24 protein-coding genes and 1 pseudogene are annotated in these 21,103 nt (G+C 48.8%); 10 read left to right on the top strand and 15 right to left on the bottom strand.

Annotation, left to right across the window (positions count from 1 at the left end; translation table 11 throughout):
• Positions 1 to 44 precede the first annotated feature (44 nt).
• The gene (araD, locus tag IEY34_RS13910; RefSeq protein WP_189012477.1) at positions 45 to 734 is read left to right on the top strand and encodes an L-ribulose-5-phosphate 4-epimerase; all 690 of its coding nucleotides are present in this window, start codon (positions 45 to 47) and stop codon (positions 732 to 734) included.
• 1,144 nt (positions 735 to 1,878) lie between these two features.
• A complete protein-coding gene (gene msrC, locus IEY34_RS13905; protein ID WP_189012476.1) occupies positions 1,879 to 2,370 on the top strand; it encodes a free L-methionine (R)-S-oxide reductase MsrC in 492 nt (163 codons plus the stop codon).
• Here msrC and IEY34_RS13900 read toward each other — a convergent pair.
• The 4 genes from IEY34_RS13900 to IEY34_RS13885 all read right to left on the bottom strand — a co-directional run bounded on the left by IEY34_RS13900 (position 2,363) and on the right by IEY34_RS13885 (position 4,291).
• The gene (locus tag IEY34_RS13900) at positions 2,363 to 2,812 is read right to left on the bottom strand and encodes a PilZ domain-containing protein (RefSeq protein WP_189012475.1); all 450 of its coding nucleotides are present in this window, start codon (positions 2,810 to 2,812) and stop codon (positions 2,363 to 2,365) included. The two genes, msrC and IEY34_RS13900, sit on opposite strands and share 8 nt — an antisense overlap.
• A gap of 132 nt (positions 2,813 to 2,944) precedes the next feature.
• A complete protein-coding gene (locus IEY34_RS13895; protein WP_189012474.1) occupies positions 2,945 to 3,217 on the bottom strand; it encodes a helix-turn-helix domain-containing protein in 273 nt (90 codons plus the stop codon).
• Positions 3,218 to 3,325: 108 nt separating this feature from the next.
• Positions 3,326 to 3,967 (bottom strand): thiamine diphosphokinase, encoded by a 642-nt coding sequence (locus IEY34_RS13890; RefSeq protein WP_189012473.1) that lies wholly within the window; start codon positions 3,965 to 3,967, stop codon positions 3,326 to 3,328.
• A 90-nt stretch (positions 3,968 to 4,057) separates the two neighbouring features.
• A complete protein-coding gene (locus IEY34_RS13885; RefSeq protein WP_189012472.1) occupies positions 4,058 to 4,291 on the bottom strand; it encodes a hypothetical protein in 234 nt (77 codons plus the stop codon).
• A 124-nt stretch (positions 4,292 to 4,415) separates the two neighbouring features.
• Between IEY34_RS13885 and IEY34_RS13880 the strand changes: the two genes are divergently transcribed.
• Entirely contained in the window at positions 4,416 to 5,156 is a 741-nt protein-coding gene (locus IEY34_RS13880; protein WP_189012575.1) for a DUF554 domain-containing protein, read from the top strand.
• Here IEY34_RS13880 and IEY34_RS13875 read toward each other — a convergent pair.
• A complete protein-coding gene (locus IEY34_RS13875; RefSeq protein ID WP_189012471.1) occupies positions 5,153 to 5,854 on the bottom strand; it encodes a response regulator in 702 nt (233 codons plus the stop codon). The genes IEY34_RS13880 and IEY34_RS13875 overlap by 4 nt on opposite strands.
• Positions 5,855 to 6,175: 321 nt before the next feature.
• On the opposite strand from IEY34_RS13875, the gene IEY34_RS13870 reads away from it, so the two are divergent.
• Together IEY34_RS13870 and IEY34_RS13865 are read left to right on the top strand one after the other, a co-directional pair.
• A complete protein-coding gene (locus IEY34_RS13870) occupies positions 6,176 to 7,096 on the top strand; it encodes a sensor domain-containing protein (RefSeq protein WP_189012470.1) in 921 nt (306 codons plus the stop codon).
• 154 nt (positions 7,097 to 7,250) lie between these two features.
• Positions 7,251 to 8,894 (top strand): glycosyl hydrolase family 18 protein, encoded by a 1,644-nt coding sequence (locus tag IEY34_RS13865; RefSeq protein ID WP_189012469.1) that lies wholly within the window; start codon positions 7,251 to 7,253, stop codon positions 8,892 to 8,894.
• A gap of 82 nt (positions 8,895 to 8,976) precedes the next feature.
• On the opposite strand, the gene IEY34_RS13860 is transcribed toward IEY34_RS13865, so the two are convergent.
• The 5 genes from IEY34_RS13860 to IEY34_RS13840 all read right to left on the bottom strand — a co-directional run bounded on the left by IEY34_RS13860 (position 8,977) and on the right by IEY34_RS13840 (position 10,899).
• A complete protein-coding gene (locus IEY34_RS13860) occupies positions 8,977 to 9,390 on the bottom strand; it encodes a spore germination protein GerPE (protein WP_189012468.1) in 414 nt (137 codons plus the stop codon).
• A gap of 2 nt (positions 9,391 to 9,392) precedes the next feature.
• Positions 9,393 to 9,575, bottom strand: a complete 183-nt coding sequence (locus tag IEY34_RS13855) for a spore germination protein GerPD (RefSeq protein ID WP_308423013.1) — start codon at positions 9,573 to 9,575, stop codon at positions 9,393 to 9,395.
• 4 nt (positions 9,576 to 9,579) lie between these two features.
• Positions 9,580 to 10,326: a spore germination protein GerPC gene (gene gerPC / locus IEY34_RS13850; RefSeq protein ID WP_189012467.1), complete on the bottom strand. Its 747-nt coding sequence runs from the start codon at positions 10,324 to 10,326 to the stop codon at positions 9,580 to 9,582.
• Positions 10,327 to 10,377: 51 nt separating this feature from the next.
• The gene (locus tag IEY34_RS13845) at positions 10,378 to 10,587 is read right to left on the bottom strand and encodes a spore germination protein GerPB (protein WP_189012466.1); all 210 of its coding nucleotides are present in this window, start codon (positions 10,585 to 10,587) and stop codon (positions 10,378 to 10,380) included.
• Between the two features lie 87 nt (positions 10,588 to 10,674).
• Complete coding sequence (locus IEY34_RS13840) at positions 10,675 to 10,899, bottom strand: spore germination protein (RefSeq protein WP_189012465.1); 225 nt, start codon at positions 10,897 to 10,899, stop codon at positions 10,675 to 10,677.
• A gap of 136 nt (positions 10,900 to 11,035) precedes the next feature.
• On the opposite strand from IEY34_RS13840, the gene IEY34_RS13835 reads away from it, so the two are divergent.
• Entirely contained in the window at positions 11,036 to 11,494 is a 459-nt protein-coding gene (locus IEY34_RS13835) for an Hsp20/alpha crystallin family protein (protein WP_189012464.1), read from the top strand.
• A 657-nt stretch (positions 11,495 to 12,151) separates the two neighbouring features.
• Here the strand turns inward: IEY34_RS13835 and IEY34_RS13830 are convergent.
• From IEY34_RS13830 to IEY34_RS13820, 3 genes are all read right to left on the bottom strand, one after another.
• Positions 12,152 to 12,658, bottom strand: a complete 507-nt coding sequence (locus IEY34_RS13830; protein WP_189012463.1) for a C40 family peptidase — start codon at positions 12,656 to 12,658, stop codon at positions 12,152 to 12,154.
• A gap of 153 nt (positions 12,659 to 12,811) precedes the next feature.
• Positions 12,812 to 14,179 carry a sensor histidine kinase gene (locus tag IEY34_RS13825; protein WP_189012462.1) on the bottom strand — a complete coding sequence of 456 codons (1,368 nt, stop codon included), beginning with the start codon at positions 14,177 to 14,179 and terminating at the stop codon, positions 12,812 to 12,814.
• Entirely contained in the window at positions 14,176 to 14,940 is a 765-nt protein-coding gene (locus IEY34_RS13820; protein ID WP_189012461.1) for a response regulator transcription factor, read from the bottom strand. Before IEY34_RS13820 ends, IEY34_RS13825 begins: the two co-directional genes overlap by 4 nt.
• A gap of 192 nt (positions 14,941 to 15,132) precedes the next feature.
• Between IEY34_RS13820 and IEY34_RS13815 the strand changes: the two genes are divergently transcribed.
• Positions 15,133 to 15,456 (top strand): hypothetical protein, encoded by a 324-nt coding sequence (locus tag IEY34_RS13815; RefSeq protein WP_189012460.1) that lies wholly within the window; start codon positions 15,133 to 15,135, stop codon positions 15,454 to 15,456.
• A gap of 68 nt (positions 15,457 to 15,524) precedes the next feature.
• Here the strand turns inward: IEY34_RS13815 and IEY34_RS13810 are convergent, their stop codons facing one another.
• The gene (locus IEY34_RS13810; RefSeq protein ID WP_189012459.1) at positions 15,525 to 16,490 is read right to left on the bottom strand and encodes an aldolase catalytic domain-containing protein; all 966 of its coding nucleotides are present in this window, start codon (positions 16,488 to 16,490) and stop codon (positions 15,525 to 15,527) included.
• A 126-nt stretch (positions 16,491 to 16,616) separates the two neighbouring features.
• On the opposite strand from IEY34_RS13810, the gene IEY34_RS13805 reads away from it, so the two are divergent.
• From IEY34_RS13805 to IEY34_RS13795, 3 genes and pseudogenes are all read left to right on the top strand, one after another.
• Positions 16,617 to 17,516 (top strand): inositol monophosphatase family protein, encoded by a 900-nt coding sequence (locus IEY34_RS13805; RefSeq protein WP_189012458.1) that lies wholly within the window; start codon positions 16,617 to 16,619, stop codon positions 17,514 to 17,516.
• 76 nt (positions 17,517 to 17,592) lie between these two features.
• The gene (locus IEY34_RS13800; protein ID WP_189012457.1) at positions 17,593 to 18,009 is read left to right on the top strand and encodes a hypothetical protein; all 417 of its coding nucleotides are present in this window, start codon (positions 17,593 to 17,595) and stop codon (positions 18,007 to 18,009) included.
• Positions 18,010 to 18,547: 538 nt separating this feature from the next.
• A pseudogene (locus tag IEY34_RS13795) lies at positions 18,548 to 19,678 on the top strand (dicarboxylate/amino acid:cation symporter); the annotation flags it as partial.
• 86 nt (positions 19,679 to 19,764) lie between these two features.
• On the opposite strand, the gene IEY34_RS13790 reads toward IEY34_RS13795, so the two are convergent.
• On the bottom strand, positions 19,765 to 21,048 hold the full coding sequence (locus tag IEY34_RS13790) for a BaiN/RdsA family NAD(P)/FAD-dependent oxidoreductase (RefSeq protein WP_189012456.1): 1,284 nt from the start codon (positions 21,046 to 21,048) through the stop codon (positions 19,765 to 19,767).
• Between the last annotated feature and the right edge of the window lie 55 nt (positions 21,049 to 21,103).

The raw sequence follows: 21,103 nt of genomic DNA, 5'->3' as shown, positions 1-21,103 counted from the left end.
ATGAGTTATTATCTGTACATTTTATCGGAAGGTGTTGAGATCAGATGCTGGAGAACTTGAAGCAGGCAGTCTTGGAAGCAAATTTGGATTTGCCCAAATATCGTCTCGTCACATTTACGTGGGGCAATGTGAGTGGAATTGATCGGGAGCAAGGGCTGGTAGTGATTAAGCCGAGCGGTGTTCCTTATGAGGATTTGAAAGCGGAAGACCTCGTCGTCGTTGATCTGGATGGGAACATCGTGGAAGGCAAGCTCAAGCCATCCTCGGATACGCCAACCCATCTGGCCTTGTACCGCGCGTTCCCTGCAATTGGCGGAATTGTCCATACGCATTCCCCTTGGGCGACGAGCTGGGCACAGGCGGGAAGAGGCATTCCGGCGCTCGGGACAACACATGCGGATTACTTCTACGGCGAAGTGCCGTGCACAAGGTTGATGACAGAGGCTGAGATTAAGGGAGCCTATGAACTGGAAACCGGCAATGTCATCATCGAAACCTTCCAGGCATTGGACCCGGCGATGGTTCCGGGCGTTCTGGTCAATTGCCATGCGCCTTTCAGTTGGGGAAAAGATCCGCATAATGCGGTTCACAACGCAGTCGTCCTGGAGGAAGTAGCGAAGATCGCTTACCGCACCTTCACGCTGAATCCAGCGATTGAACCGATGGACCAAACGCTGCTCGATCGTCATTTCCTGAGAAAGCACGGAGCTAACGCTTATTACGGGCAAAAATAATACAAGGGGCTGTCTCAACAGGTTGAAAACCTAGAGAGCAGTCCCTTTGTTCATATGTTTTGGAGTTATCGAGGAGTTGCCGCAGCTGCCTCGTGCAGAGGTGAGGGAACGTCGCCGGAATTGTAGCAAAAAGTGACATTATCGCAAGGGTGAAGGAACTCCAGTCCGCTATTCGAGCCCAATGTGGCATTGTCGCGAGGTTGAGGGAATTCCAGTCCGCTATTTTGCTGTTTGATGGGGACATTCAGCGTTTTTCGCGGAAATAAGACCCTGTAGTTCCGTTACCGCCCTCGTATCCCTGCTATTTGCCTATATAGCGTCCTCTAGTTCCCTTAACAGGTTTTGTCGCTACTAAGAGGCTGATCTCTCAGGGCGGCGAAGCCGTTTTTCTTTATTTGTTTTGGAGTAATCGAGGAGTTGCCGCAGCTGCCTCGTGCGGAGGTGAGGGAACGTCGCCGCAATTGTAGCAAAAAGGGACATTATCGCAAGGATGAAGGAACTCCAGTCCGCTATTCGAGCCCAATGTGGCATTGTCGCGAGGTTGAGGGAACTCCAGTCCGCTATTTTGCTGTTTGATGGGGACATTCAGCGTTTTTCGCGGCAATAAGACCCTGTAGTTCCGTTACCGCCCTCGTATCCCTGCTATTTGCCTATATAGCGTCTCTGAGTTCCCTTCAAGGATTTGGCGCTCTTAAGAGATTTATCTCTATCTCTCAGGGGAGTGGGGTTTGGTAAATTTGCGACTGCAGGAGCCTCCAAATACGCTGATTTCCCCAAAATAGAGAATCTAGGATCCTCTAGTGTGAAATTTGCTCATGTGTGTGGAGTTAGATAGTGGGTTGGGAGGAGCGCTGAGAGTTGCTGAGAGGTAGAGTAGCTATTTGTTGGCGGTGCGGCAGCACGCCTAGAGCGAGAAAATGTTGAGTTTCTCCAAATCAATTGGTCTTTGCCAACGATCTGTATGATGCTTATTGACGCGAAAATGGCTTCTTTGACGATCTAACGAATTGAATCGGCGGGGGCTTCGCTCAAGATCCATCGGCCTTTTGGAGCCGTTCCTTTTGGCGGGAGCGAGCACTTTTTGGTATGATGGATAGGTTACTTGTGAGGTTGAATGAAGAATAAGAAAGAAGGATGAAGTCCGATGTTTGCCAAATCCAGTTATGAAGGAACAAGGGAACAACAATATACCTTGCTGATTCAGCAAGTTGAAGCATTGATACACGATGAACCGAATCGCATCGCGAATTTGGCGAATGCCGCAGCGCTGCTGGGCCAGTTTCTGAGCGATGTGAACTGGGTCGGATTTTATTTGCTCGATCAGACGCAGGGTAAGAACGAACTGGTCTTGGGCCCGTTCCAAGGAATGCCTGCCTGTGTGCGGATTCCGCTGGGCAGAGGTGTTTGCGGGACTTCTGCGGCACGCAGAGAAACCGTACTGGTGCCGGATGTTCACGCATTCCCCGGTCATATCGCTTGTGACGCGGCTTCCCAATCGGAGATTGTGGTGCCTATTCTGCTCGGCGATGAGCTGATCGGTGTTCTGGATATCGATAGCCCCATTATAAATCGCTTCGATACGATCGATCAGCAGTACTTGGAGCAATTTGTTCAAAAGCTCGCAGCTGCTATGTAAGTTCATATTTGGCAGATAAAATATCGGCCATATCTTCATCCGAACAGAAGCTGCAGCTGGCCAGCAGGTTCGTCTGTTTTAAGCGGGTGCTGAGCTGAATCAGGTGACGAATGAGCTGCTGCTCAATGAGAGGATCAGCGATGCTGAACGCGATGCCATATTCATAGAGGGAGTTGCTGAGCGTCATTTTTCGTTTAATAACGCCCAAGATCTTCATTTCTTCATGGAAAAGCAGGAAAGTGAATTCCAGCAGCAAGTTCAAATCCACGGGTAAATTCAAAGGGGTATGAATGCGAAGACCCCCTGCGCTAATATCCTTGATCATAATTTTGGATTGCTTCGTATCTGCGGCTTGATTGCGAAATCCGATAATTTTGAATAGAGCAGACAAAGGAATTTGAAGATGCATGCGGAAGCTGGAGCGCTTATTTAAATGTGACATGCAGAGTGCTCCTTGTTGTTTGTAGGTCTGGTATGTAGGTTTGGTATGTAGGTCTATTATAAAAACTGACCTTTCAACTGTTCGCAGTTGAAAGGTCAGTTTTGTATGTTGAATCAGGAAACTAAACCATGCTTAAACCACGTTGCAGATAATAGTAGCCAGTAATTTGCGCATGGAACGCGTTCCGACTTTATCCATAATTTTATCGATATGTACTTTGACTGTTTTCTCACTGATGTTGCAATGGTCAGCGATTTCTTTGTTGCTGAGGCCTCTCATGGCAATAAGACCAATGATTTCAGCTTCACGATTCGTGAGCATATGAATGGCTGCGAATTGCATAATGACGGAGTGGACACCTGTATGTGGAAGGATGCGTATCGAATTTTCTTGGACATGCGGCATACTTGAACGACCTCAATATCTGTATATAAAATGGTAACACTTGTATTCATTGTAACAGAGTTGCTTCCTAATCTTATCCAAATGATTTGTCGATTTTGAAAATCTTTGTTAATCCTTGCTTTGAATGACGAGTAAAAGGCCGCTTTCGAGCTCGATAAGTCCCTGTGATTCAACCAGAATATTACTAATGCCCAGCGATTGACCGATTTGAAGCCGGGCTTGATGAAGGGGATACTGAAAGCCGTGCAATGTGATGCCAGTCACTTCCAAACTGAGTGGAAGCAGGGAGATGTGCGTATAGTTGCCCCGTGTAATGCGGGTGGATTGTTCAATGATTCTGATCTGATTGTTGGCATCGATGATGGAACAGTCAATGTCTTGCTCTATGCCTTTGCGCAGTAGGTGCACATTGGCTAAGGAATGATCGAAGCGCGTGCCAATCGCGCCGAGCAAGATAATCTGCGCAGGGTGCTGATCCAGTGCCCAATTAAAGGCCATTTCGGTATCGGTTAAATCTTTGAAAACCGGATCACAGTCGATGAACGTTAGGCTTGAAGAGCGAATAAGGGCGAGCTCACGCTCTGTGACGGAGTCGAAATCGCCCATTGAGATATACGGTGTGTATCCGTGTTGAATTAAATATAGAGCGCCTCGATCCGAGCCGACCAGGATGTCATCGGCTTGGATCTCTCCCAAAGCCCACTCGCCAAGCGTGCCGCCTGTGACAATAATGATGCGTTTACCGTTCATGCTTGTTCCTCCAACGATTCATTTCATCCCCTTAGTATACCATACGGGAACAAAAAACCGAGCTGCATCCCTTGCAGCTCGGTTCTGTGCCTAAGTTCGTGTATCTACGCGTTTGCGCAGCGGATTAAGCTCCGTTTGATCATGATCAATTTCGGCTTCGTCCGCGAAGCCCTGCAATTCCCATGTTGTTCGGCCCAAGACAAGATCGGCTGGGAACTCGTCGCCACGCTTCAACGTAACCTCTTGTCCAGCTTCATTGGCATAAATGCCATCGGTCTCAACCGTGTCGCCTGTCATAGGTTCCATCGTTTTGTCTTTCGACATACCGTATTCCTCCTTTCCTGTTGCTTATCCATACCATTTCCAACGATGGAGGAAATTATGAGTAGAATCATGTAGAATGAGAAAGTCATCCACAGATTTGCCAGATAGAAAGGGAATGAATCGCATGGCGTTATGGGGAACGATTGTCAATGCAATCGCTATTATAATTGGGGGATTATTAGGCATGCTGCTGCCCCGCATCTCAGAAGGTATAAAAAGCACAGTTATGCAGGGCCTGGGGCTCGCAATCACTGTGCTGGGCATTACAATGGCGTTAAAATCGAATCAAATTGTACTCGTCATTATGAGCGTGGTTATTGGTGGTATTATAGGAGAGTTGCTGCGAATCGAATACCGGCTGGGACAGTTGGGTGATTGGCTGCAGTCAATAATGCGCAAAGACGGTTCGGCAGCAGACGGTACAAGCAGTATCTCGGAAGGCTTCGTGACGTGCACCTTGATTTATTGCATTGGTGCCATGGCGATTCTAGGACCACTCGACAGCGGGCTTCGCCACAATCATGATATTTTGTACACAAAATCCTTGCTCGACGGCTTCTTGTCCATTATCTTTGCCTCGACCCTTGGGGTCGGCGTGATTTTCTCAGCAGTATCCGTATTCCTGATGCAAGGCGTCATCGCACTTGGGGCAACGTTGATTGCCATGGCATTCAGCCAAGCATCCCTGGATGTGATGATTGTCCAAATCACCGCCGTGGGCGGCATTCTGGTCATTGGCGTCGGGATCAACATCTTACAAATCAAGAAGATCAACGTGGCGAACATGCTCCCCGCGCTTGTGATCGCAGCCATAGCGGTTCCTTTGCAGGAACACTTTACCGGGTGGCTGAACCGACTTTTCTAAACGATAGAGCCGTTAAATTTGTAGCCAACACCGCGAACCGTGATAATATAACGAGGCTCAGCCGGGTTGGATTCAATTTTTTTGCGTAGATTGCTGATATGCACAATAAGCGTTCGGGGATCGCCCATACTGTCCAAGCTCCATATTAGTTCAAATAAATGTTCAATTTTGTAAACACGATTTGGTGTCTTGGCCATGACAGACAGCAGATCGAACTCTTTGGCAGATAGGGAAATGGTTTGACCATTTACTCGGACGATGTGGCTGACCAAATCGATTTCAAGGCCTGGGAATTTCACCAGCTGCGGGTCATCTTTATGTTGATCTCGAATGGAGTACCGCCGTAAATGGGCTTTGACTCTCGCAACCAGTTGACTAGGACTGAAGGGCTTGGTCATGTAGTCATCGCCGCCCATGCTGAGTCCTAGAATAATATCGATGTCCTCGCTTTTGCACGAGATGAACAGGATTGGGGTATTGCTTGTTTTGCGCAGTTGGCGGCATACTTCAATACCATCTAGTCCTGGCAGCAGAATATCCAAGATAATTAGATCCGGCCTGTGTTCCTTCACGATCTCAAAGACATCTTGTCCATTATTGGTGCTTATCACTTTATATCCTTCTCTAGCTAAGTAGAGTTGAATGAGTTGGACAATTTCTTGCTCGTCATCAACGACTAAAATAGTTTCTCCTGCCATACGATAAGTCCTCCTCAGTCACGGAACGGCTCTGTTGGGGAAATGGTGTTCCCATTCCCCCTGGTTACTTTTATTATAGAACGATTCTCCCAAAAATTTCTATCCTTTTATTGTAAAAACGTGAGGTATGATACGGTTTATGACTATTAATAGGTATTATGGCCTATATAAAAAACCCGATTATTTTTCTTTTATTACATAAAGATCTAATATTTTACTTTTTTTGACGAAAAATTTAGCTGATCTTTATGGAAAATTTATGTTCTCGTGCTACGCTACCAGAGTCTCTATGTAGAATCATAAGAGGGGGCGACGAAAGTCATGAGTCATAAGGCTGATTTGGATCTTGCTGCACTTCCATGGTTTCAGAAAGATGCTTGTGTACGTCAATTCATCGAGCAAGCGTGGGACCTTTTTTGCACATTCGACATTCATGGGAATTTGACTTATGCATCGAAGAGTTTTACGCAGGTGATCGGATTTATTCCTCAGGATTTTGGACAAGTTGTAGATTTTATCGATTCGGAATACCGTATGGATTTATATAAAATGTTTATTAGAACCTTGCAATCCAGCAGCAGCAATAAGCTCGAATTCCGGGCCAAAAGTGCCAAGCAAACCGATATTTGGTTAGACTGCCAGGCAATTCCGATTAGGAACGAGACGGGTGAGTGGGCTGAAATTTCATTCGTACTTAATGATATAACGCTCCGCAAGAAACAGGAGAGCCGACTTGTCGCGATGGCTTTCCACGATACGCTGACAGGCTTGCCTAATCGGCGGTTATTCAAAGATCATCTGCAGCAAATGATTGCCGAAGTGAAAAGGACGAATCGGTCGTTTGCTCTTTTATATTTGGATATCGATGATTTTAAGACTATTAACGATACGATGGGGCACGATGTCGGGGATGCCTTCTTGCAGACGTTCGCTCAGCGAATTCAAGGATGTCTTCGTGAGGTTGATATGTTTGCCCGTATGGGAGGCGATGAGTTTACCATTTTGCTGCCGGCTGTAGATTGTGAAGAGCATGTAGAAAGTATAGCTCAGCGGATCGTTCAATGCGTGGATCAACCTTGGGAAGTTCTCGATCAGTATTTTACAGCAACAGTGAGCATGGGAATTACTTTGTACCATAAGGGAATCACAGATTCAGCCAAAATGATGAAGGAAGTTGACATTGCGCTGTATCAAGTAAAAGGAAAAGGTCGCAATCACTATCAATTTTATCATAGCCCGTAATGGCTAAGTGACGATCTCAAAGAACCGTTAAGCAGAGAGCTAAACGCTTGCTGCTAGCGGTTTTTTTGCGTTCACCAATATTTACTCCTAGCGCATTTCGCGAATTTCCATGATGATAGAAGGAGCGAAATAGGATAGGAAAAGAGGGATGTGGATGAGGAAATCCAGAAAATTATGGCGCAAAATCGTGGTTGCTCTGGCAACTTCGGGATTGGTAGCGATGGCTACGACGACTGAAGCTCCTGTGACACAGGCCCAGACAAGTTCGGCGCAAGGCGCGTTTGCTATGTCTTATCTTTACTTTGGGGCACCCAATTCGTATACGTCTCAGGTGGATAAAAGCGGTCAAACACTTGATGTCGTTTCGCCGAGCTATTTCCATATCCAAACAGACGGCAGTTTGCAAATCGATGATTCTTTCCAAGCGACTTTCGTTACGGATATGCACCAAAGAGGGAAGCGGGTTGTTCCTTTTTTGAGCAATGATTTTGATCAGGTGCTTGGGGAGAAAGCCATTGTTAACCGCGAAACTTTGGTGAATCAAATTGTTCAATTCATCACAACGAATCAACTGGATGGCATTAATATGGACATCGAGAATGTTGGAGCGGAATACCGGGATCAATATACAGATTTGGTTAAAATGCTGCGAGCAAAGCTCCCGAGTTCAGCTGAGGTTTCGGTGGCTGTAGCCGCGAATCCAACAGGCGCAACGACAAGCTGGATTGCTTTATATGATTATACGGCATTGGCTGCCGTTAGCGATTATTTGATGGTGATGGCTTATGATGAAAGCTATCCCGGCGATACGACACCGGGTCCTGTAGCTAGCTTGCCCTTTGTCGAAAAATCGATTCAATATGCAATTAAGATGGCCCCTGCCGATAAAATTGTGCTGGGTCTGCCATTCTACGGAAGGTACTGGAATCAAGACCCCGCAGCGAATGGCGCGGGTATTTCCTCACAAATGATAAAGAATCTCCTGGACACATATAAAGGAACTGTGCGATATGATGCAGCAAGCCAATCGCCTGTGGCTACATTCTCAATCTCTGCGACAGACGCAGCAACCAGCGCGTATGGCAATAAGCTGGGCCCTGGCGATTACACGGTATGGTATGAGAACGAACAGTCCTTGAAGGAGAAGCTCAAGCTGGTTAGCAAATACCATCTCAAGGGGACCGGTAGCTGGAGTCTGAATCAGGAAACTTCCGATACCTGGGATTATTACAGCCTTTGGTCGGATGGATTTTACTTCACCGACGTGCAGAAGCATTGGGCACAAGATGATGTGCTTGCCGCGGCGAACCTTGGTTGGATGCTTGGCGTAGCCGCCGACCGGTTCGCGCCGGACGCGGCGCTCACGCGGGCTGAAGCCGCGACGATCATCGTGCGCGCGCTGGGCTTAACCGGCGAGGCGGCTGCAGGCAGCGCCTCGTTCCGTGATGTGCCTGCCACCCACTGGGCGTGGCAGTCGATTCGGCTTGCGAAGTTGAGCGGGCTGATCCAAGGGATCAGCGACGATCGCTTTGCGCCGGATCAGATCATAACGCGGGAGCAGATGAGTGTGCTGCTCTCCCGCGCTTTGGGCTTGACCTCGCAGGCCGGCGGCGGAGCCGCTGCGCAGGTGTTCGCTGACGTGCCGGCTGGCAGCTGGTCGGCGGGGGCCATTGCTGCGATGAGCAGCAATGGCCTGGTCGACGGCTACGCGAACGGCACGTTTCGCCCGAGCGCGTCGCTGACGCGCGGGGAGATGGCGGCGCTGCTCAGCCGCGCCCAGCCGCTGCTCGCGAAATGAGCGAAGCCTTCAATCCCACGCGCTGCTGTGCGGGGATTGAAGGCTTTTTCGCGCTTGCTGCGGCTGTCGCGTGTCCATACCGTCAATCGTTGTCTGTTTTGACGAAGGTTGTCTGTTCTTGCGGACCTGGTTTGTCGGTGACGAATTGGCGGATGTTTTTGATGCGGGTTTCTGCGCTGGTGATGCGGTTGCTGCCGATCTGGAACAGGGAGGTTGAAGAAATCCCCAGGATGCGTACGCCCCCAACACGAATGAAAGAGCCTAAGTTATCCACACACATTGTGAATGGCTCTGGCGGCTGCGGGATCGGGAAGGGTCTTTGATAAAAAGGATAAGCCGCGAAGCTGCCTTCATTCCCATTGAAATAAGGGATTTGGCGCTGCACGGCAAAAACCCGGCTTTGGAGCAGCGTGTTGATATTATCTCCGACATGCAGGGTGCTGCTAGAGGATATGCCGTAGATATCCAGCCAGCCAACGATGGATAGTCTAACCATGGTTAGCTCTCCGCTGGAAGCGGGACGAAGGGGGAGATAATGACGGATTCCGGTGGTGTGTCGAACATGGAGGACAAGGAAATGACCTCGGTATCGCCAATCAGGAAGATGGAAGAACTGGATACCCCAATGATGCGCACATCGCCCACGAAAAGCTGTTTATTTTCGACATTCAAATTCAGCATAACTTTAACCCTCTTTCCTCGGTAAACTGGATATGTAGCTCTCTATGGCACTGACTATGTCTTGTTTGGTGCGGTCCATGATGCTGGTCGTAACAGCCTCCATAGGTTCACTGAATCCCACGCTGCGGTATTGGTTGATATAGTGCTGGACTCGAGTGTCCAATTGTTTGCGAATATCCTCGATAATGAGGTTTTTGTAATCTTCGTCCAGGATATAGCGATACTTATTTTCCAAGTTGTTCATATCGGCCTGAACCCCATGCTGCAAGTATTGTTCAAGTCCGCTCGATATTTCCCGCTGCATGCCATAAGCATCCTCTTGCGGCGATGCCTGTCTGTGTCCCCGATTTACTCCTTTATCCGTTCCCTGGCCTTGCCCCTGCATCGGTCCTATACCCGGCCCCGGCCCCTGTCCCTGTCCCTGCATATATCCAGAACCAAAGGCATTCTGGTCGGAACCCATGCCGTCGTTTTTTCCCATCTGAGAACCATTGACGGTGAAGTCATCGATATTGTCCAGTGCGCTTGGACTGATGCCGATGGTTAGGGTGCCGTCCAGTTTTTCAACCTTAAGCTGATCGAAATTATATTCGATTTTATCGATGTGGACACGTTTTTGATCTTTCAGCGCGGTGAGATCGTCTTGCAGTTTTTTGACGTTTTGTTCGAGCTTATCTATGCGTTGTTTCTGCATTTCAATATAGGCGGAGAGCTGCTGGGCCCATTGCTGCCAAGTAATAGAGTTATGCATGTATGAAAGGCACCTCCTTCCTAAATCCTGCTGGTCCTAGATACTTGGGGATCAAGTTGGGGCTGGCAAGGGGACGAGAGACACTGGATTCGTTGCGGATGTGCCCAGTTCTGGTGTTGGTTCAACATAACCGCCTGTGTTATATAAATTGGACAAGGAACGGATCGATCCAGCCGTACCAATCTGCAACACCGAGGAATTGGACACAGAGCTCACCTTTAAATGTTGAATCATGATGGTTTGATGGATGTACCAGTTCATAGGAAATGAACACCTCACTCGATTGGGAATTAGTAGTTAACCGTCGACCTGAGCCAATGCGTCGTACAAGCTTGCATGGCACTTGTGCTAGATGACAATGCCACTTGCGTTGGCTTCGATAAAGTCGGAGTCGTTCGTTATGGTGTTGCTATATGCATTATAGATGCGTGGGAAGTCACCGGTATTAAATGAGCCTGCTCCTGCAAAAGTTTTGGAGGAACTGGTGGGTGCAATGATGAAGGAATCGCCGAAGTGGACGACGGAGCTCGGTCCCACACTAATAATTTTGACATTCCCAACGATAGATGGCATAGTCGATCTCCCTCGCTTCAGGCTTATCACTCTTTAAAGTATATGAGGATATTCGCCTAGAGGTGCCCTGATTTTCCTTAGGGTGTCATTTCCAGACATAGGCACATATACTGCAAGAGAAAACGAGGTGATGGGCTTGAGCGGGTTTAATCGCCATCCTTGGCTGAAGTGGGAACAGGTCGAAAAGTTCCTTGGACAAAAGCTGCCTTTCGGTGAAAAAGGGCAGACCTTTCTAGATAATATGACGTGGGTTGAGGGATATGTACAGGACATGCTGAAAAAAGCGATGCCAGGCGAAGAAGCGAGCCTTTCCTCGCATCATCCGGCGGGTACGGAAATCTTTGAGACGCACGAGCACGTCATTATTAAGGTGAAAATTGCCAAAGAGGAAGATCCAAGAGCGCTTCAGGTGTTCGTCAAATCCAATCAAATCAAGCTGACGGGCTTTCTAAGCGACAAAAGTCGAATTCTTAAACTTCCCACTCTTGTGCTCCCAAGAACGGCCAGAGTGAGCTACAAACAGCGTCTGCTGCAGATTAAGGTGCGTAAGCGAGGTTTGAAAGAAAGTTATGTTGAAGCGTATATTAGATATTAGAAAAAAAGCAGTTCGTTCCTCATCGGAGGGCGGGCTGCTTTTGCTTTATCGGTTTCACAACGGAGGGATTTTGCGGTTGTTTTTTGTGATCCATTGGATAAATCCAATGAAATGCACAATTTCCGGGTTGAAAACTCACTTACATTGGATATTTCCAATGAAAATCTCAAAATCAGCCCTTTCTGGGCGATTCCAAGCCAAACCATTGGATTAATCCAGTCAAAGGTTGATTTCAATCTCTTCCGGGCTAATTCCATTGGATTAATCCAATCAAAGGTTGATTTCAATCTCTTTCGGGCCCATTTCATTGGATTAATCCAATGAAGTAGAAACACTAGCTAGTTTTTAGTGCATGGTGCCGCAGAGTGAGTGGTTGTGAGGTGCATGGTGCGGTGGGCAGGATTAGGAGTCGGAGAAGTAGTCAGGTGTAATAGCGCATTGTCAGCATGGTGAGTAGTTCCGCGGGCGAGAACAGTAGCTTGGGATGCAGTCAGGTGGAATCGCGCGTTGCAGATAGCTGCAGACTCTTGGACATAAGTGTACAGAGGCTGCCATGCTGGTCAGCATAAAAAATCCAGTACCCGCTGCTGCGGCACTGGATTTTTTATATGCATTCTTGCTGTTGTCTTAGGTTGTGGGGCTCTTAGTTGGGGGAATTTATAACACGCGGCGTGCCGTCATGTAACGGGAAGACCAAGTCCCACTGTTGATATTCGTGATGCGTACGCCACCCGCGCCATACGTGTGCAGCAAGTTGCCGCCGCCCATGTAGATCGCGACATGGTTAATGACGCCAGGCTTGCCTGGAATGGAGAAGAACACGAGATCGCCAGTGCGCAGGTTGCTTCTGGACACATAGCTGCCTGCATGGGACTGCTGCTTGGAATTCCTAGGCAAGTCCACGCCAATCCGATTATATACATATTGTGTGAAGGATGAGCAGTCAAATGTTCGGGTTTGACCTGCTTGGGCTCCGAACTGATAAGGTCGTCCTAAGTAGTTTTTACCGATGGAAATGACCTGACTTGCACGAGAAGCTGCCGTAATTGAAGCGGTTGCTGCATCAGCTTGATGAGGAGCACCTACAATTCCTGCCGAGAGTCCTATAGAAACGGTTAAAGCCGTTATGACTAATTTCTTGTACCATGTTGGTTGGTTTTTCATCTGGGTTGCCTCCTTGGGATGTCTTGTCGTTCTTGAGCCCAAGTATAGCAGATGAAAAACCGCCTAATATTTACCTTGCAACCTTCGCTTCCTTGCTGTCACAGGTATTGGCAGGGATTCTGAGAAAATGATGATAATCCCATTATAATCTTTCTATTGACAAGTCTTCGGCAGCTGAATAATGGCTGTAGTCCCTTCGCCCAAGCGGCTTTGAAGCTCAACATGACCGCCATGCTTCTGGACAATATGCTGGGCGATGGCAAGTCCGAGCCCAACACCGCCTTGTTTGCGATTTCTTGCCTTGTCGGTTCGATAAAAGCGATCAAACAGATGAGGCAACTCGTTTTCTGCAATGCCAATGCCATGATCGATCACCTTGATTTCGACCCACTGGTTCTCCATCAAGCGGATAGTCAGCTCAACCTGCTCCTGACTGTATTTGAGGGCATTGTCGATGAAAATGACGAGCAATTGCTTGATTTTATACGGATCTCCCGTCATCGCAAGCTCATTCAGATCCGCAGGGCATGCTACACGAATCTCACGGCCAGAAGTCATTTGCAGCGCTGCCGCGGTGTTTCTCGCGATCGGCAGGAGATCGAAGGAAAGGCCTTGTTCACAGTTTTCTCGTTCGGTATCTGTCAGAGAGAGGAGGTTCTGTGTGAGCTGTTTCAGTTGTGCGGACTCAGAGATAATGGCTTCCAGCGCTTCCTCCCGCAGCTTATCATCTTGCAGCGCCCATCTGCGCAGCAAGCTGGCATAGCTTTCGATAATGGTTAATGGCGTGCGCAGTTCGTGAGAAGCGTCAGCAAGGAATTGCTCCTGCTTCTGAAACATATCTTTCAAGCGGTCAATCATTCTGTTGAACGTAGCGCCAAGCATCGTCAATTCGTCATTGGGCCTCTTGGCTGGCAAATCGATGTGCCGGAAGGAGCCGCTTTTCTCGATGTTCTGCATCGTGCTGACAAGCTGCTGAAGCGGGCGAAAAAGCACATTCGTATAGAAATAGCCGCCAACAAGAGCTAGAATCAATGCCCCTGTGGACGTTAAAAGTAGAATAGAGATGAGCATATTCGAGTACTCGCCCAGCCTTCGCAAGCTTCGTCCAATTTCTAAAGTGGCGACCTGATGCCCTTCTTTGTAAACCGGCATCCTGATAAAGATGAAAATCCCATCGGTATCCGTCTTTAGGGTGACCGTTTCTTTGTTGACATAACCTCCTGCATAGCGCAACAGCTTCGTATCCGAATAAATTTCATGAATGACTTTAGAGTCTGGAGCAATGTATCTCAGCACTTCTTGGGGAATCAGCAGTTCATCCATTTGGGAATTGTCTTGCCAATACTCCGGGTGGTTGGGCAAATCTTTGAGCAGCAGCGTTTGTGCTTTCTCTTTTAACAAATCTAGCTCGCCCTTGGTGGTAACCCGGATGAACATGTAGTAAACGAATGTAAAGCTGAAGAAGAGGATCAGCATAAGTCCCGCGCTAACCCACAATGTGATTTTCAGTTTCAGGCTCATGAGGGTTTGGGCTCGTCTTTGGGGAGAGAGGCACCAGTGCTGTCATCGGCATCTTTGTCTGTGGCGGAAGGCTCGTATCGCAGCAAATACCCAACGCCTCGTATCGTCTGAATCAGCTTGGAGGAGAAGGACTTGTCCACCTTCTGCCGCAGATAACGGATATAGACATCCACGACATTCGTATCCCCTACGAAATCATAGCCCCATACCTCCGAAATGATTTGCTCCCGCGTCATCACTTCGTCTTGATGTTGAATCAAAAAGCGCAGAAGATCAAACTCCGTTGGCGTCAGCTCAATCGGCACACCCTCGCGGGCGACAGCCCGACTTTTTAAATCCATGGTCAGGTCATCTACTTTCAACAAATGGGGCTGTTCCGGCGGTTGATCCTGCAGGCTTCGCTGTCTAAGCAAGCTGCGGATACGCGCCAGCAGCTCAATGGTGGCGAAAGGCTTCGTCACATAGTCATTCGCCCCTTGATCCAGACCGCTTACGCGATCAGGCACGGCGTCGCGCGCCGTTAACAGAATGATCGGCAGCGTTGGATTCACTTGCCGGATGCGGCGCAGAACTTCCAAGCCGCTGAGCTCTGGCAGCATGACGTCGAGCAGGATAAGTTCCCAATCAGATTCATTCAATGCCGCAGTCAGGCCGGAACGTCCATCCGATCTCGTGTGGACTTCATATCCTTCATGCTCCAGTTCCAGTTGGAGGACACGGGCGATGCGTTCTTCATCTTCAATCAGCAATATGCGGCTCATAGTGGGTAGATGTCACTCCTGGCGTGCTGTTTTACCATACTATTTTCAGAACGGAGCAGAAATATCCTTCCTTGCCTAAGATCACCTATGTATTTTTCTCCTAAATAACAGGTAGCGTTCATATGCCTAGTCCGCGTTCGTCCTTAGCGACATAAAATAAAACAAAGAAGATAAAATGAAGGAGTAGGACAAATGAGTATATCTCCGAAAAAGAAGGTGCGTATTAAAGCGAATCAAAAGGTAGCCATTATCCTCCAAGATCATGATGCTACCGGTAAGGTCTATGTTGAAATTCAAGGTAGTCTCAAGTCGCGTGAGGTGATGGTCGAAGCGCTTAAGCGCTTGGAGGATGGATTGATTTATGCCGATGAAGACTGTACAGAGCTTATTGAAAGTGAATATATCGAGGTGTTTCGCAAAAGAAACGTGTCCCGACGGGACGAAGAGGAGTTCATCTTTCTCATTGATCGGGCGTATGCCGAGGATTATGTGGTTTCAGCTAAATTGCTTAAATAACAGAAAACCCCTTGCGAATCCACGTCGTGTGGACCGCAAGGGGTTTTAATGTGCAAATAAGGAAAGGCTTAGTCTTTGTGAATAGCAGGAGCTGTTTCCACGGAAGTCAAACGATCGTAGAAATCTACAAAGTTATTTCTTTCGTTGGAATTCAATAACGCCATTGCCGTACGTGGATGCTCATCAAGCGCACCAACGATCATGTAAGGAATGAGGTAGCCCCAATCCCATTTTTGACGCATCGTAATCATATGTTTCTCGATAATTTCAAGAACTGGACGAATGTCGTAACGTGCGCCTTTGAGGTAGCTGAGCAGCAGCTCAGTCGTACAGTTTCCAGCAGCACGGCCCATTCCGTATACGGAGGAGTCAAGGAAGGATACGCCTTTGGCAGCGCCGGCAATCGTGTTAGCGAAAGCAAGCTGCATATTGTTGTGCATATGCAAGCCAAGCTCTTTCTCTGGCAGCAAACGTTGGAACTTCGTAACCAAGTAATCGATATCTTTGTGATCCATGCTGCCGTAAGAATCTACGATGTAGACAACGTCAACTGGACTTTTGTTAATTTCTTCGAAAGCTTCAACAAGCTCGTTTTCCATTACGTGCGAAAGCGCCATGATGTTCAAGGACGTTTCGTAGCCCATGTCATTGAATTTTTGGACAAGCTCAAGGCCTTTATCTACATCTTTGATGTAACAAGCAACGCGGATCAGGTCAAGCAAGCTGTCTTCACGAGGCAGAATGTCCTTCTCATCAACACGGCCGATATCTACGAGAGCAGATAGTTTCGTATCCGTTTTTTTGGTAATGACATCACGCAAGAAGTTTTCATTTAAGAATCTCCACGGACCGGAAGCTCCGCCTTTCAGCAATTTTTCCGAGTTTTTGTAACCAATTTCCATATATTCTACGCCGGCTGCACTTAACCCGCGATACATGTCTTGGACAAATTCCACGCTAAAATCCCAATCGTTTACCAAACCGCCGTCCCGAATCGTACAATCCAATATCTTGTGTTGATGTTGCTTACCCATGCTCGTATTGCCCCTTTCGACAGCTTATGTCGCGTAAGATTTTGCTATATTATCACTTATGAATAGGCAGCTTGTCAATCTAACCGTCCTCTTAACCAACAACTTTCGTAGGAAACATATGGTAATATGAGAGAGTGGAGTACTAGATGGCACAAAGGGGCTGAGCAATTGGAACGGAATGAGAAGACTTTAGCCAAAGAAGTTGCACGAGAGGCTGCTCGGAAAGCAGGCGCACTTGCCAAAGAGCGCTTCGGAAGTACAATGAACGCCGTGCACAAGGACGAGCGGGGTGATTTGGTTACGGAAGTAGATATTCAGGCAGATCGTTTAATTGTAGACGAGATTTTGGCTGCCTTTCCCAGTCATCGTATTTATAGTGAAGAAGCAGGCGAAGGCGGGGTTGCGAGCGATTGGGTATGGCATGTAGATCCGCTGGATGGAACGAATAATTTTGCTCTGGGGATCCCTCTTTATGGTGTTTCTATTTCACTGAGCTACCAAGGACTGATTGTGCTAGGGGTCGTCCATGATTCCGTGATGGGGCTTAGTTACGTAGCCTCCCATAAGGAAGGCGCCTGGCAGGAAGGGATTCAATTAGAAGCGAAGCCGCAAGGTGCCCTTGCCAAATCGACCATCTCTTGGATTCAGGGTCATGGGGTGGGGAAGAATGACGCTACAGCGTTAGGGCTCAGACATCATCTGGAACATTCGCTGAAAAGAGTGCTGCGCATGTGGGCCCCATCGCTGACTTGGGCGATGCTGGCGCGCGGAGATTTGCACGGCATTGTGCTGTACAATTCTGAAGGTGAGGATCTGTACGCAGGCATGCTGCTGGCGCAAGAGGCCGGCGTGAAAGTGACGGATTTCTCAGGTCATCCCATCTCGCTGCTGGGTGGCGGGGGAAGCGCTCACTGCGAACCAGCGGAGGGGATTCACGTTGGAGAAGGCAGATATGTAGTAGCTGCTGTAGAGGAATATCATGAAGAGCTGCTCAAGATCGTGCAGGCAGGAATAAGAGGGGCATAGATCACGAATAGGCTAGGAACATTTTGCAAAAGCTAATGGCAGACTTTCCCTACGGAGGAAGAAAGGATGCTGGGCGATGAATAACTTTGTTCCTATTTTTTTTGAATTTGATAAAGAACGTGATGCGCTGCTTGCGCTGGATACACTGGAAGAGCTCGGCTACAAGCCGGAGCTGCTTGATGGAGAGCGGGCTACCCTGCATATCCATCTGGACGATCAGGAAATCACGTCTGCGCTAGAAATCGCGCAATCGCACGGTGGTCGGCTCGCGGAGCGGCAGCAGGCGCAGGCAGAGCAGGCGACGTTCGCCATGGCGTACGATCTGGAGGGCTCAATCCGCATCCCGGCTCACACCGTGAATGAGGATTGGCCTGACAGCTACGCACAGGCGCAGGTACCGCTGGATAGCGACGCGGTGCCAAGTGAGGAAGAGGCGGCGTTCGACCCGTCCTCCGACGACTACAACCATTTCAGTCCGGGCATCCGGATATGAAATGGGGCTGGCGCAGCCCGCTGGCTGCCTCGGCTACGAGGCGGCGGCGGAAGTTGAAGGTTGGCGCGGCTCGACAGCGCTAACGTAGTGCAGTGGCCTCCCTGCGTGCAGCAGGAGGCTTTCGGAGGCCGCCCACGTTGTGGGGCGGCCTGTTATGGTTTGGTGCCACCTGGCGGAGTCGAAACAGCGAAATAGAGGGACAGAGTTCCGCGGAAGCACCCTTTGGCGCGGTTTTCGCCAAAAAGCGGATCTTTATTACAAAGTTATGGACGATCATTTAGTGATCGAGCCGGGTCAATCCGCTGGAAGTGAAGCAAGAAACAACGAATATTCAAACCCGATTGGCAAAATCAAACCATGCAACTGGTCGAATCATAATCTGTGGCTCTCCCTAGAACCCTGCCTTATTATTGTAGATACCACAGAAAACGTAACTTTTATCAGCACTGACTCCTCAAGTGCCTTGTCTCATTTTCCCAGCATTGGCCCGCAATTCTAAGGGATGGCTTGCTGAGGGAAGGGACGGCTTTTCGCATACAAAATGCTGGTTATGCCTCTAGTCCTCATTCTTGTTATTAACAGTATTTCATCGCTCTCAAGTCTGGGTCAGCTTCGCAAGTTGGGACTCAAAACGATTGGTTGGTTCTTGCTCACAACAGGGATTGCCGCATTAATCGGGCTGTTGGTTGCTCTGGCATTTGACCCCGGTAACGGCATTGCACAAGCGGTACCGAAAGATTTCAAAGCAAGAGAAATTCCTACGTTCTCACAGGTTATTCTCGATCTGGTACCATCCAATCCGATTAACGATATGGCCACGGGGAAAGTTGTGCCTGTTTTGATTTTCGCGATTTTCGTAGCAGTGGCTATCGTGCATGTAGGTTCCAAAAAGCCAGAAACGGTAGCGCCTATTAAAGCGTTTATCACATCAGCTACGGCTGTTATTCATCAAGTAGTTAAGTACGTAATCCGTCTTACACCTTATGGTGTTTACGCATTAATCGCGGCTATGGCGGCTAAATATGGTCTGGATACACTTGCTCCTCTGGCTAAAATCATCCTTACGTCTTACGTAGCCTTGATCATTCACTTCGTGTTGATCTTCGGCGGGTTGGTTCTTCTTGTGGCCAAGGTTAATCCAATCAAGTTCTTCAGAAAGGCCTATCCGACAATCGCAGTTGCCTTTACAACACGCAGCAGCTATGCAACATTGCCTGTGAACTTGGAAGTCATCACGAAACGTCTGCGCGTATCTCCCCGTATTGCAAGCTTCGTTGCCCCGCTTGGCGCAACGATGAACTTCAATGGCTGTGGCGGTGTATGGCCGGCAGTTGTAGCGATATTCGTCGCGAAGGTTTACAATTTACCGCTTAGCGTGTCTGAATATGCCTTGCTTATTCTAGTAAGCGTGATTTCTTCCATCGGTGTGGCTGGTGTCCCAGGTCCTGCTGCAATCTCGACGACTGTCGTGCTTACAGCATTAGGCTTGCCGCTGGAAGGTATGGGTCTTGTGCTTGGCGTTGAGGCGCTGATCGACATGGGTCGTACAGCTGTTAACGCAACAGGAACAACCGTAACGGCTCTGCTTGTGGCAGAATCCGAAGGTGAATTCGATCGCGCCGCATTTGACCGCGACGAGGAAGATGATCTTGAGCTGGCTACAGCTTAAGTGGTAATAAAGAGGGTGCTCTCTCGGTTGAAAAACCGAAAGAGCACCCTCTTTATTTGTCTGATGTCTAACAGGAATGCCTCCCGCTAATTTTGGAGAAAATGGCTGTTCAGCGAGAAATCAGCAGCATGTTTACCAGCCATAAACCCTGTAGAGAAAGCCGCGGTAATGTTATAACCGCCCGTATATCCATGGATATCTAGAATCTCACCACAGAAATACAGCCCGTTCACGAGCTTGGATTGCAGGGTGCTCGGATCGATTTCTTTCAGTTGGACGCCGCCGCCTGTGACGAAAGCTTCTTCCAGCGAAAGTGTCCCTTTGATGATGACGGGGAAGGCTTTCATGAGCTTGCAGAGCTCCAGCCATTTCTGTTTAGGGATGTTGTCGTAAGTTAATTGCTCGTCGAGGCCGGATTTATCCAGCAAAATTGGGACCAGACGCTCGGATAGAAGGCTTTTGAGCACATTCTTGATTGCCTTTTTGGCATCGGCCTTGGCAAGAGCCATGCTGTGGTTATACACGTCGTCCGTGCTTTGATCCGGAAAGAGATCCACGGTAAGGAGGACTTCTTTGCGCTCCGATTTGTTGAGCTCTTTGACGACGAACTGGCTGCAGCGCAGCGCAATAGGACCGGACAGGCCGAAGTGGGTGAACAGCATGTCCCCTCGATGGGAAATTATGGACTTGCCTTTGGCGTTCCACACGGACAGGCTCACATCCCGCAGCGACAGCCCCTGCAGCTCGCGGCTGCGGATAAAGGCCTCTTTCGAGGTTAACGGCACCTCGGTCGGGAACAGCGGCGTGATGGTGTGCCCACCAGCCTCGGCCCAGGCGTAACCGTCTCCCGTGGAGCCGGTGTGCGGGACCGAGCATCCGCCGGATGCGATGATGACAGCGCGGCTGTGCATCGTTTCGCCGGACTGAAGCAGGACGCCTTGGACGCTGCCGTCCTGGTACAGGACCTTCTTGACCGGACTGTTCGTCCGGATCTCAACGCCTTGCTTGCGCACTTGGCCGATGAGCGCGTCGACGACAGTCTTGGCCTTGTCGCTCACGGGAAACATTCGGCCGTTGTCCTCTTCCTTCAGGGGTATGCCAAGATTCTCAAAGAAATCAATAATGTCCTTATTCCCAAAATGGGTGAATGCACTATATAGAAAGCGGCCATTGCCCGGAATATGCTTGATCAGTTCATCCATGTCTTTGTTGTTCGTGACATTGCACCGGCCACCACCGGAAATCCCGAGTTTACGCCCGAGTTTATCCCCTTTATCCACAAGCAGAACCTTGGCGCCGCCACGGCTGGCTGCGATACTGGCCATCAATCCAGCGGAACCCCCGCCGATTACGGTTACATCATAAATCATACAAAACTCCTTTATACCTTTTTGCAAATTGTAGCATTAAATGGAGGCAAACCCA

The sequence above is a fragment of the Paenibacillus marchantiophytorum genome, from assembly GCF_014640555.1.
GTDB lineage: Bacteria > Bacillota > Bacilli > Paenibacillales > NBRC-103111 > Paenibacillus_E > Paenibacillus_E marchantiophytorum.
Note: the sequence above shows the minus strand (reverse complement) of the source record. Positions and strands in the feature narration are given on the sequence as shown.